8 protein-coding genes are annotated in these 11,604 nt (G+C 70.7%); 4 read left to right on the top strand and 4 right to left on the bottom strand.

Annotation, left to right across the window (positions count from 1 at the left end):
- Positions 1 to 64: 64 nt before the first annotated feature.
- From ACIPWY_RS26655 to ACIPWY_RS26645, 3 genes are all read right to left on the bottom strand, one after another.
- Positions 65 to 1,066, bottom strand: a complete 1,002-nt coding sequence (locus tag ACIPWY_RS26655) for a DUF3068 domain-containing protein (RefSeq protein ID WP_362905609.1) — start codon at positions 1,064 to 1,066, stop codon at positions 65 to 67.
- 21 nt (positions 1,067 to 1,087) lie between these two features.
- On the bottom strand, positions 1,088 to 1,222 hold the full coding sequence (locus ACIPWY_RS26650; protein WP_107489191.1) for an SPW_0924 family protein: 135 nt from the start codon (positions 1,220 to 1,222) through the stop codon (positions 1,088 to 1,090).
- A 174-nt stretch (positions 1,223 to 1,396) separates the two neighbouring features.
- A complete protein-coding gene (locus ACIPWY_RS26645; RefSeq protein ID WP_393705587.1) occupies positions 1,397 to 3,106 on the bottom strand; it encodes a lytic transglycosylase domain-containing protein in 1,710 nt (569 codons plus the stop codon).
- Positions 3,107 to 3,356: 250 nt separating this feature from the next.
- Between ACIPWY_RS26645 and ACIPWY_RS26640 the strand changes: the two genes are divergently transcribed.
- Positions 3,357 to 4,286 (top strand): DUF4184 family protein, encoded by a 930-nt coding sequence (locus tag ACIPWY_RS26640; protein ID WP_362905605.1) that lies wholly within the window; start codon positions 3,357 to 3,359, stop codon positions 4,284 to 4,286.
- Positions 4,287 to 4,599: 313 nt separating this feature from the next.
- Here the strand turns inward: ACIPWY_RS26640 and polA are convergent, their stop codons facing one another.
- The gene (gene polA / locus ACIPWY_RS26635; RefSeq protein WP_393705586.1) at positions 4,600 to 7,326 is read right to left on the bottom strand and encodes a DNA polymerase I; all 2,727 of its coding nucleotides are present in this window, start codon (positions 7,324 to 7,326) and stop codon (positions 4,600 to 4,602) included.
- Between the two features lie 123 nt (positions 7,327 to 7,449).
- Here polA and ACIPWY_RS26630 point away from each other — a divergent pair, with 123 nt between their 5' ends.
- The 3 genes from ACIPWY_RS26630 (at position 7,450) to ACIPWY_RS26620 (ending at position 11,277) form a co-directional block, all read left to right on the top strand.
- The gene (locus ACIPWY_RS26630; protein ID WP_362905601.1) at positions 7,450 to 9,741 is read left to right on the top strand and encodes an FdhF/YdeP family oxidoreductase; all 2,292 of its coding nucleotides are present in this window, start codon (positions 7,450 to 7,452) and stop codon (positions 9,739 to 9,741) included.
- Between the two features lie 80 nt (positions 9,742 to 9,821).
- Complete coding sequence (locus ACIPWY_RS26625; RefSeq protein ID WP_383885965.1) at positions 9,822 to 10,283, top strand: PaaI family thioesterase; 462 nt, start codon at positions 9,822 to 9,824, stop codon at positions 10,281 to 10,283.
- Positions 10,284 to 10,602: 319 nt separating this feature from the next.
- Positions 10,603 to 11,277: a hypothetical protein gene (locus ACIPWY_RS26620; protein WP_393705585.1), complete on the top strand. Its 675-nt coding sequence runs from the start codon at positions 10,603 to 10,605 to the stop codon at positions 11,275 to 11,277.
- Positions 11,278 to 11,604: the final 327 nt, after the last annotated feature.

Here is an 11,604-nt window from a genome sequence, read left to right as displayed (position 1 = left end):
ACACGAGCGCACGGCTCAGACGCTGACGCACACACGCGCGGCTCAGGCGCTGACGGGTTCCCGCTCAGACGCTGACAGGTTCCGGCTCGTGCTCCGGGGCCGCCTCGGGCTCACCGGGGCGGCGGCTGCGGGCCTCCAGCCACAGGGAGAGCGCGAGCAGGAGCAGGCCGAGGACGAGGAAGCCCCAGGGCAGGTACGAGGTGAGCAGGACGACCAGGACGCGGTTGGACTTGACGAGGTCGACCGTCGACCTGATGTAGTCCTCGCGCATCTTCACGTGCCCGGCGAAGACCGTCACCTTGTCGCGGCCGCCCAGGAGCGTGCCGCCGCGCAGTTCGTTGTTCTGGATCTCCTCGCCGTAGACGGGGGCGCCGGTGACGGGCTCGACCCAGAACTTGCGCACCGTGCTGTACCAGCGGGTGGTGCCGGTCTTGGCGACGGACTCCGGTGTGATGCCCTTGACCGGCATCGTCTTGGGGAGGGGAACCTTCGTCCACGGGATGGTCTGCTCGAAGTAGTAGACCTTCACGCCGCGGAACGTCTGGGTCCCCTTGTAGTGGATGGGCCGGGTGATGCGGGCCTGGGCGTCGTAGTACTCGTAGTCCCGCTTCTCGGTGAGGAAGGGCCACTTGAACTCGATGCCGTCCCGCCTGACCTTGTCGCCGTCGACGGTCTCGGCGTACTTGCCCGTGGGGTGGACGGGTGCCTGGCTGTGGGCGTCGAAGACGTAGCGCTCGGGGACCTGCGAGACCATCTTGCCGTCGGGTCCGACGACGTAGGAGAGGGAGTCCCAGACGACGACGTCGCGGCCCGCGCTCTTCTCGACCTCTTCGGAGGCCTCCACGTTGCCCTTGAGCGTCTGGACGATCGTGACCTTGGGGACCTTCTTCGCCTGCATCGAGCCGTAGTCGAGGAGGGTCGGGTTCTTCGCCTCCAGGACGGCGTTCTGGTACTGGCCGGCCGGGATCTTCGCGAGGCGCGGGAACGCGTACCAGCGCATCAGCGGGGACATCGCCGTGCAGAACACGGCGAGGGCGAGCAGGATCAGGCTGGCCTTGCGGCGCATCGCGGCGGCCTCCTCGGCGGGTCAGGGGTGCTTGGGGACGGTGGTCAGGAGCGGTTTGGGCGAGGTCTCGCCGGGCGGGGAGCCGATCGCCGAGATCGTGATGACGAGGGCGAGCGCCACGGCAAGACCGGTCGCGGCGGCGATCAGGGCACGCATGCAGCCTCCCGGCGGAGCACCGGATCTGAGATCTGATAGGTCGTCAGGGCTGGGGCACCGTAGCAACGCGGGGCCGAGATGAGAACACGTTGCACAACAGCTCCGCCCCCTCGGCCGGTGAACGGCGAGGGGGCGGAGCTGGTACTGCCGGGTGCGGCTTGTCCCGTGCGGGGGTTACGGCGCCGAGGGCGAGGCGGACGGGGTCGCCGTGGCACCGGCCGCGGTGACCTTCAGCTCGATGGTGAGGGTCGCGCCGCCGGTGGTGCTGATGCGGAGCAGGAACGTGCCGGTGGCGTCGTCCGCGTAGATCCTCGGCAGCTGGAGTCGGCCGTCCCCGTCGGTCTTGAGGCCCTTGAGGGTGCGGATCGTCTTGCCGTCCGCGTCCTTGAAGTAGGGGCCCTTGTCGTTCTCGCTCGCGTCGTCCTTCGACTTGATCAGCGTGGCCGTGGCGGCGACCCCGTCGGCGGCCTCGCCCTTGTACGTGGCCTGGAGCTGGACCGGGGCGGCGAACTGGCCGCCGGCCTCGCAGGTCAGTTCCTCGTCGCCGGTCCGGGTGACGGTGTCGGCCTGGCGTGCGGTGACGGTGGCCGTGTAGTCGAGGCCGGGCAGCTCGCGGTCGATGACGGTGGCGCGGACCGTGAAGTCGCCGGTGTCCTCGCCCGCCCGCAGCGGCGGCGCGGTGGCCTTGCCGGTGCTGTCGGTGACGACGGTGACGCTCTTGAAGCCGCCGCTGAAGGCCGAGTCCGTGTCGCCGACGACGGTGAGCTTCACCTTGATCGTGCCGACGCCCTTGCCCGCGGCGTTCTCCGTGCGGACGGCGATGCGTTCGGCGAAGGCGTCACCGGCGGTCGCGGCGAGTTTGCCCGTACCGGCGTCCTCGATGTGCGCGACCGACTCGGCGGGCGTGGGCGGTGTGGGGCTCGTGGAGCCTCCGCCGCCGGGCTTCGACGGGCCGGTGCCCGGGGAGCCGCCGGGCTTGGGCGACTTGGGCGGCTTGGAGGCGCCCGGAGACGGGCTGGCCGAGCCGGGACTGCTCGGCGAGGGCGAGGGGCTGGGGCTGCCGTCGCTGCGGTCGCCGGGCTGGACGCCGGTGCCGTCCGGGACCTCGTGGGTGCCCTTGCGGTAGAACTCCAGCCACGACAGGACCGTGTTGAGGTAGTCCTGTGAGTGGTTGTAGCTGAGGATCGCGGCGTTCAGGCCGACGCTCTGGGAGAGGTCGCGGTCGCCGCGGCACAGGTAGTGGCCGGCGGCGAGGGCGGCGTCGTAGATGTTGTTGGGGTCCTTCTTGCCGTCGCCGTTGCCGTCGCGGCCGGACCACGCCCAGGTCGACGGGATGAACTGCATGGGGCCGACGGCCCGGTCGTGCGTCGTGTCGCCGTCGTAGGCGCCGTTGTCCGTGTCGGTGATCCTCGCGAAGCCGTTGCCGTCGAGGACCGGGCCGAGGATCGGCTTGAGCGTGGTGCCGTTCGCGTCGACGTTGCCGCCACGGGCCTGGCCCGACTCGACCTTGCCGATCGCGGCGAGGAGCTGCCAGGGGAGGTTGCAGCCCGGCTTGGTCGCAGCGAGCTCCGCCTCGGCCTTCTTGTACGCGTCGAGGACGGTGGCGGGGATGCCGGCCTGGCCCGAACCCGTGCCGCCGGGGGCGCCCGGGCCCGTACTCGGCGGCGCGGTAGGGCTGTTGAGGTCCGGCAGTTCGGTGTAGTACGGGGAGTCACCCGTCGCCGAGTCGCCGGGCGGAGGCGTCGCGTCCGCGGCGGACTGCCGTCCGTCCTGCGTGACGGTGACGCCGGGCGCCTGGGACGCGGAGAGTGCCGCCACAGCGGCAGCAGCCACAGCGGTCGTCATCGCGGACCTGCGCAACCGCTTTCCGAATAGCGCCGCCATGCCGTGAGCCCCTCCGATTGCCGACCGATTTCCGGGTCCGTCCGCGCTCCCCAGCGTGGAGTGACCCAGGCGACACTACGACAACTTCCGGCGCGCAGACACCTGTTCGTGCCCGATTTTTGCCGGTTGGCCATGTACGCGTTACCGCGGTCGCCACGGCCATACTGAGCGGCACCACATAGGAACCCGCACACGCACCCACATACTCACCGCATACGCACCGCATCAGGAACCGTCCGAGGGGGACCTCTTGCCGTTCACGATCAGCCATGCCGCGGCCGTGCTGCCGGCCGTCCGCCGCGACGGCTCGGGGCGCGGCGCGCTCGTGCCGTCGCTGCTGGTGGCCGGCTCGTTCGCGCCCGACGTGACGTACTTCGCGGCGAGTGCGGTACCGGGGGCGATGGAGTTCGGGGACTTCACCCACTCCTTCCCCGGCGTCTTCACGATCGACGTGGCCATCGCGGCGGCGCTGGTGGGCCTGTGGCGCCTGCTGCGGGAGCCGGTGATCGCGCTGCTGCCGTCGCGGGTGCGGGGGCGAGTCCTTGTGGTGGCTCGGGGCACGGGCGGGGCGCGGAGCGATTTCGCGTCGGGCAGACCTGCGCCGGGCGGCTTCCCGTCCGGCCGCTTCTCGTCCGGCGCTTTCGCGTGGGAGCGGCGGCCGGTGGCCGCGGTGTGGTGGTGGTACGTCTCCGCTGCCCTGGGCGCGACGACGCACGTGGTGTGGGACGCGTTCACGCATCTCGACCGGTGGGGCATGCGCGTGTTCCCGGTCCTCGGCGAGAAGATCGCCGGCTCCCCCCTCTACTGGTACGCGCAGTACGGGGGTTCGGCCCTCGCGCTCGTCGTGATCGCGCTCTTCGTGGTGTCGGCGGTGCGTCGTGTCCCCTCGTCGGCCGCTACGGACGCCCGCGCCGCGCTGCCGGAGCTCTCGGTGAGCGAGCGGTGGGTGGCGGCGCTCGTGATCGGCGGGTGCGTGACGGTGGCCGCGGGGGTACGGACGGTGCGCTGGTGGACGTACTGGGGCGCTGTCGCCAAGCCGTGGGAGATCATCCCGACGCTGTGCTTCGGCGCGGGCGCGGGCCTCGTGCTGGGTCTGGTCGTGTACGCGCTTCTCGTGCGGGGGCGTCGGGGTCCGGCCCGTCGCGGGGAGGCACCGGCCCCGGTGACACAGCGACGGTGAACCAAGTGGTGAGTCAGCAACGGTGAACGCAGTCAGTACCTGTTGTGCGGAATAGATTCACGGAACGCCGCCGAACGCCCCGGTTCGTCGGGCTGCGCCTTCACACAGCAGGTCAGTGTTCGGCTGCCGCGCGGTGGTGTTCCTCACGGTGGGCGAGCACTTCGGTCATGTGTGTTTCGGTCCAGTCCTTGTAACCGGCCATGACACGGTTGAGGGACAGACCGAGTTCGGTGATCTCGTAAAGCGCTGAGGGGCGGAGCCCACCGGCCCCGCCCCTTGCTCGAACTACCGCCTGGTCCCGGCCCGCCGGAGGCTAGTGCGCCGCGGATTCCCAGTCCGGGCCCACGCCCACCGACACGTCCAGCGGCGCCCGCAGCTGCACGGCGCCGGCCATCTCGCGCCGGACCAGCTCCTCCGCCGCCGCGGCCTCGCCCGGGGCGATCTCCAGGACGATTTCGTCATGGACCTGGAGCAGCAGCCGGGACTTGAGCTTCGCGTCCTCGAGCGCCTTGTCCACGTTCAGCATGGCGATCTTGACGATGTCCGCGGCCGTGCCCTGGATAGGCGCGTTGAGCGCCATGCGCTCGGCCATCTCACGGCGCTGGCGGTTGTCGCTGCTGAGGTCCGGGAGATACCGACGGCGGCCGAGCATCGTCTCCGTGTAGCCCGTGGCGCGCGCCTCGTCGACGACGCGGCGCAGATAGTCGCGTACGCCGCCGAACCGCTCGAAGTAGGTGTCCATGAGGACCCGTGCCTCGCCCGGCTCGATGTTCAGCTGCCCGGACAGGCCGAACGCGGACAGGCCGTAGGCGAGCCCGTACGACATCGCCTTGATCTTGCGGCGCATCTCCGCGTCGACGGCGGACCGCTCGACGCCGAAGACCTGCGCGCCGACCGTGGTGTGCAGGTCCTCGCCGGAGGTGAACGCCTCGAGGAGGCCCTCGTCCTCGGAGAGGTGCGCCATGACGCGCAGCTCGATCTGGCTGTAGTCCGCCGTCATGAGCGACTCGAAGCCCTCACCGACGACGAAGCCGCGGCGGATCGCGCGGCCCTCGTCGGTGCGGACCGGGATGTTCTGCAGGTTCGGGTCGGTCGACGAGAGGCGGCCCGTGGCGGCGACGGTCTGGTTGAACGTCGTGTGGATGCGGCCGTCCGCGGCGATCGTCTTGATCAGGCCCTCGACGGTGACGCGCAGCTTGGCCTGCTCGCGGTGGCGCAGCATGATCACGGGGAGTTCGTGGTCGGTCTGGGTGGCCAGCCAGGCGAGCGCGTCCGCGTCCGTCGTGTACCCGGTCTTCGTCTTCTTCGTCTTGGGAAGGTCGAGCTCGCCGAAGAAGACTTCCTGGAGCTGCTTGGGCGAGCCCAGGTTGAACTCGTGGCCCACCGAGGCGTGCGCCTCCTTCACGGCCTGCTGGACGGCGCCCGCGAACATCTGCTCCATGGCTTCGAGGTGGGCGCGGTCGGCGGCGATGCCGTGCCGCTCCATGCGTGCGAGGAGCGTGGACGTGGGCAGCTCGACGTCCTTGAGGAGGCCGGCCGCGCCGACCTCCTGGAGCTTCCCGCCGAAGGCCTCGCCGAGGTCGAGGATCGCGCGGGCGTGCACCATGAGCGCGTCGGCCTCGGCCTGGTCGTCGTCCTCCGTACCGAAGGCGAGCTGTCCGTCGGCGGCGGCCGGGGCGAGCTCGCGGCCCAGGTACTCCAGGGTGAGCGCGTCGAGGGCGAAGGAGCGGCGGCCGGGCTTGACCAGGTACGCGGCGAGCGCCGTGTCCATGGTGATGCCGTCCACGGTCCAGCCGTGCTCGGCGAAGACCCGCATGATGCCCTTGGCGTTGTGCATGACCTTGGGCTTCGCGGCGTCGGCGAGCCAGGCCGCGAACGCGTTCTCGTCGGCCTCGTCGAGCTGGGTGGGGTCGAACCAGGCGGCCGCTCCCCCGGCGCCGGCGAGCGCCACCTCGGTGACGGATCCCGTACCGAGCGTCCAGGTGTCGACCGTGGCCAGGCCGAGGGCCGTGTCTCCGTGCTCGGCGAGCCACGGGGCGACCTCGCCGGCGCCCAGCACCGAGCCGTCGACCTCGACTCCCGGCTCGGCCGGCGTCTCCTCGGCCTCCTCGGCGCCCGGGTCGACGGCGAGGAGCCGCTCGCGCAGCGACGGGTTCCGGATCTCCAGGGTGTCGAGGACCATCGCGACGGCCGTGCGGTCGTACGCGGCGCGCTCCAGGTCGGTGACCGTCTTGGGGAGCTCGACGTCACGCACCATCTCGGTCAGGCGCCGGTTGAGCTTGACGGCTTCGATGTGGTCGCGGAAATTCTGCCCGGCCTTGCCCTTGACCTCGTCGGCGCGCTCGACGAGCTCGGCGAACGAACCGAACTGGTTGATCCACTTCGCCGCGGTCTTCTCGCCGACGCCGGGGATGCCCGGCAGGTTGTCGGACGGGTCGCCGCGCAGGGCCGCGAAGTCCGGGTACTGGGCCGGCGTCAGTCCGTACTTCTCCTCGACCTTCTCCGGCGTGAACCGGGTCAGCTCGGAGACGCCCTTCGTCGGGTAGAGCACCGTGACGCGGTCGCTGACGAGCTGGAAGGAGTCCCGGTCGCCGGTGACGACGAGGACGTCGAACCCGGCGGCCTCGGCCTGCGTGGCGAGCGTCGCGATGACGTCGTCCGCCTCGAACCCGTCGACCGCGAAGCGCGGCGCGTGCATCGCGTCGAGGAGCTCGCCGATCAGCTCGACCTGGCCCTTGAACTCGTCCGGGGTCTTCGAGCGGTTCGCCTTGTACTCGGTGAACTCCTCGGAGCGCCACGTCTTGCGCGAGACGTCGAACGCCACCGCGAAGTGCGTGGGCGCCTCGTCGCGCAGCGTGTTCGCCAGCATCGACGCGAAGCCGTAGATCGCGTTCGTCGGCTGTCCGGTCGCGGTCGTGAAGTTCTCCGCGGGCAGCGCGAAGAACGCGCGGTACGCCAGCGAATGCCCGTCCATGAGCATCAGCCGCGGCCGGCTGCCTGAGGTCGTCTTCTCGGTCTTCTTCGCTGGATTCTCTGCCACGCCCCCGATCCTGCCACGCCCCACTGACAGTCCGGTCCGCAACGGGACTCCCATGAGGGCTGTCAGTGATGCGTGCGAGGATCGCAGACGTACCTCATACGTGTCCTCGAAGGGGAACAGACGATGGCGACGAAGCCGCCCACGGGAGATCCGGTCCAGGACGCGCCGCAGGTCCAGGCGCCGCAGCAGGCCGCCGCCGGGCTGCCCGCCGTCGCGCATTCCCTCAAGATCGCCCAGCAGCAGATGGGAGTGCGCCGCACCGCGCTCACCCTGCTCCGTGTCAATCAGAAAGACGGCTTCGACTGCCCCGGCTGCGCCTGGCCCGAGCCGGAGCACCGGCACAAGGCGGAGTTCTGCGAGAACGGCGCGAAGGCGGTCGCCGAGGAAGCCACCCTGCGCCGGGTCACACCCGACTTCTTCACCGCGCACCCCGTCGCCGACCTCGCGACCCGCTCCGGGTACTGGCTGGGCCAGCAGGGCCGCCTCACGCACCCCATGTATCTGGCGGACGGCGCCGAGCGCTACGAGCCGGTGTCCTGGGAGCGCGCCTTCGACATCATCGCCGAGGAGCTGGCCGCCCTGGCCTCCCCCGACGAGGCCGTGTTCTACACCTCGGGCCGCACGAGCAACGAGGCGGCTTTCCTCTACCAGTTGTTCGCCCGCGAATTCGGCACGAACAACCTGCCCGACTGCTCGAACATGTGCCACGAGTCGTCCGGTTCCGCGCTCACGGAGACCATCGGCATCGGCAAGGGCAGCGTCTCCCTGGAGGACCTCTACAAGTCCGACCTGATCATCGTGGCCGGGCAGAACCCGGGCACGAACCACCCGCGCATGCTCTCCGCCCTGGAGAAGGCGAAGGCGAACGGCGCGAAGATCATCACGATCAACCCGCTGCCCGAGGCCGGGCTGGAGCGCTTCAAGAACCCGCAGACCGCGCAGGGCATGTTCAAGGGTGCCGCCCTGAACGACCTGTTCCTCCAGATCCGCCTCGGCGGCGACCAGGCCCTCTTCCGGCTCCTGAACAAGCTGATGCTGGAGACCGAAGGCGCCGTCGACGACGCCTTCGTGGCGGAACACACCCACGGCTACGCGGAGTTCGCCGAGGCCGCCCGCGCCGCCGACTGGGACGCGACGCTGACGGCGACGGGCCTGGAACGCGCCGAGATCGAGGAGGCCCTCGCCCTGGTGCTCGCCTCCGAGCGCACCGTCGTGTGCTGGGCGATGGGCCTCACCCAGCACAAGCACTCCGTGCCCACGATCCGCGAAGTGGTCAACTTCCTGCTCCTGCGCGGGAACATCGGCCGTCCCGGCGCGGGCGTGTGCCCGGTGCGCGGCCACTCGAACGTGCAGGGCGACCGCACCATGGGCGTCTTCGAACGACCCGCGCCCGCCTTCCTGGACGCCCTGGAGAAGGAGTTCGGCTTCGCACCGCCCCGCGGGCACGGCTTCGACGTCGTACGGGCCATCGAGGCGCTCCGCGACGGCCGGGCGAAGGTGTTCTTCGCGATGGGCGGCAACTTCGTGGCGGCATCGCCCGACACCGACGTCACGGAGGCCGCGATGCGCCGCGCCGCCCTGACGGTGCACGTGTCGACGAAGCTCAACCGCTCGCACGCGGTCACGGGCGCGCGCGCCCTGATCCTGCCGACCCTGGGCCGCACCGAGCGCGACACCCAGGGCAGCGGCGAGCAGTTCGTGACCGTCGAGGACTCCATGAGCATGGTCCACGCCTCCCGTGGCCGCCTCGCGCCCGCGAGCAAGCACCTCCTGTCGGAGCCGGCGATCGTGGCCCGCCTCGCCCGCCGCGTCCTGGGCGAGGCGTCACGCACGCCCTGGGAGGAGTTCGAGAAGGACTACGCCACGATCCGCGACCGCATCGCGAACGTCATCCCGGGCTTCGAGGACTTCAACGCGCGCGTGGCTGGTTCTGCTGGTCGCCCTGGCGGCTTCACGCTGCCGCACGCCCCGCGCGACGAGCGCCGCTTCCCCACCACCACCGGCAAGGCGAACTTCACCGCGGCGCCCGTCGAGTACCCCCACCTCCCCGAGGGCCGGCTGCTGCTGCAGACCCTGCGCTCGCACGACCAGTACAACACCACGATCTACGGCCTCGACGACCGCTACCGCGGCATCAGGAACGGCCGCCGGGTCGTCCTCGTCAGCCCCCACGACGCCCAGGCCCTGAGCCTCGCCGACGGCTCCTACGTCGATTTGGTCAGCGAGTGGACGGACGGTGTGGAGCGCCGCGCCCCCGGCTTCCGCGTCGTCCACTACCCGACGGCCCGGGGCTGCGCCGCCGCGTACTACCCGGAGACCAACGTCCTGATCCCGCTGGAGTCCACCGCCGACACAAGCAACACCCCCACCAGCAAGTCCGTCGTCGTGCGCCTGGAACAATCGGCGACCGACTGAGCGTTTGCTCAGGCAGCCGAGCAGGCAGAACAGCACCTCACCGCACGAACACCGACCGACGACGAACGGAGCCGGGCACCATGGGCGAGCACAGCAGCGTGAAGTTCCCACAAGAGATCATCGACGAGTACGCGGCGCTCGGCGTCGACCTGCCCGCCCTGTTCTCCGCGGGGGACCTCGGCACCCGCATGGGCGTCCAGATCAAGGAGGCGTCCGCCGAGCGCGTCGTCGGCACCATGCCCGTCGAGGGCAACACCCAGCCCTACGGCCTCCTGCACGGCGGCGCCTCCGCGGTCCTCGCCGAGACCCTCGGCTCCGTCGGCTCGATGCTCCACGGCGGCAGCTCCAAGATCGCCGTCGGCGTCGACCTGAACTGCACGCACCACCGCGGCGCCCGCTCCGGCCTCGTCACCGGCGTCGCCACACCCGTACACCGCGGCCGCTCCACGGCCACGTACGAGATCGTGATCACCGACGAGCAGGACCGGCGGGTCTGCTCGGCCCGCCTGACCTGCCTCCTCAAGGACATGCCCAAGAGCTGAGCCCTCCCGTCCGTCACAGGGCCGGTCCGTCACAGGGCGCCACAACGATCACCAGCTTCACGCCACTGCTCCCGGCGCGGACGGCCACCACCGCCGCGCCGGGCAGTGCGGACGTCGATCAAGGGACGGGGTCCGGGCAGCGCGGCACACGGCCGCCGCCGACGCGGCTCCGGCCCGCCCCGAGGCATCCACGCCACCTCGCCGGACGGCGCAGCGCAGGCCTCCACCAGCAGGCGGCTCACGCACAACTGACCGATGACGAAGCCCAGTTGAGTGCACACATCTGGGCGGACCCACCCCCTCCGCACTAGCGTGGAGCATGGCCGGCATCGGACCCGTCGAGCCGGGACCCCCCTCCGGCGTCCCGCACACCCCCGCCGCCCACGCCGACACCCTGTGGGCGGGCTCCCCCAACTCGCTCCGCCTGCATGAGCGTTGGCGCGCCCTTCCACCGCGTCTGCGCCGCACCCTGCAAGCCCTGCTCGCCGCTGCGGCCATCACGGGCGCCTACGCCTACACGACCCTCATCACCACCCCGGCCGCCCCCGCTCCCACCCCCTGGCCCTCCCAGGTCACCGTCCTGCACTACGCGGGAACGGGCCCGCCGGACCCGCGCCAGCCACGCGCCGCCACCTTCCGCTTCACCGTCTCCGTACGCGGCACCCATCCCGTGACCATCCGTCAAGCACGTGCCGGACTCCCCGGGTTGATCACCCACGTCACCCCCGCGCTGCCACTGACAGTGAAGAGCGGCGCCCCCGAACCCCTCACCGTGCGCATCTCCGTATACGAGTGCGCCGCCCTGCCGCCCGGCTTCACCCTGCCGCACCTCGACCTCGTCCTACGGAACCGTCAGGCACAGCAGCAGCACAGCTACCTCTTCGGCGGCGCCTACCCCCGCGACCTCTCCGCCTACCTGCACGACACCTGCGGGCCCCACAGAGGGCACTCGGAACCGCCTCGCGGACCGCGAATCGATCTCACACGGAAGTAACACTCGGTTACCTCTGCCGCAACAGAGCAATGCGGAACGCACCCCACCGCCACCCCGAGCACCTGGCGCCCTCCCCACCGGCGGCACACTCCCGCACGTAAGGACCAAGATCACCCCAAGTTCCTTAGCGGAACAGCACGTTCTCACGATGCGAAAGCCGGAGCCCTCCATCCAGAAGCCCCAATCGCCCCCACCACACCCGCCGACGAGCACCGCGTCATAACAAGAACGTCACATCCTTCCCTCCTCAGCTCCCCACCCCAGCCACCTGCGCTTATAGTCACGGCCAGTCACCGCGCCGCCGGGCGCGTCTGCTGCACGGCCCTG

Source organism: Streptomyces sp. NPDC090032, assembly GCF_044748025.1.
GTDB lineage: Bacteria > Actinomycetota > Actinomycetes > Streptomycetales > Streptomycetaceae > Streptomyces.
This window is presented reverse-complemented; position numbering and strand designations above follow the sequence as displayed.

What these genes read in the sequence shown, in the direction of transcription:
- ACIPWY_RS26620 (WP_393705585.1), top strand. Translation starts at nt 10,603, where the DNA reads ATGGCCGGCATCGGACCCGTCGAGCCGGGACCCCCCTCCGGCGTCCCG.
- ACIPWY_RS26645 (WP_393705587.1), bottom strand. Translation starts at nt 3,106, where the DNA reads ATGGCGGCGCTATTCGGAAAGCGGTTGCGCAGGTCCGCGATGACGACC.
- ACIPWY_RS26625 (WP_383885965.1), top strand. Translation starts at nt 9,822, where the DNA reads ATGGGCGAGCACAGCAGCGTGAAGTTCCCACAAGAGATCATCGACGAG.
- ACIPWY_RS26655 (WP_362905609.1), bottom strand. Translation starts at nt 1,066, where the DNA reads ATGCGCCGCAAGGCCAGCCTGATCCTGCTCGCCCTCGCCGTGTTCTGC.
- ACIPWY_RS26650 (WP_107489191.1), bottom strand. Translation starts at nt 1,222, where the DNA reads ATGCGTGCCCTGATCGCCGCCGCGACCGGTCTTGCCGTGGCGCTCGCC.
- ACIPWY_RS26630 (WP_362905601.1), top strand. Translation starts at nt 7,450, where the DNA reads ATGGCGACGAAGCCGCCCACGGGAGATCCGGTCCAGGACGCGCCGCAG.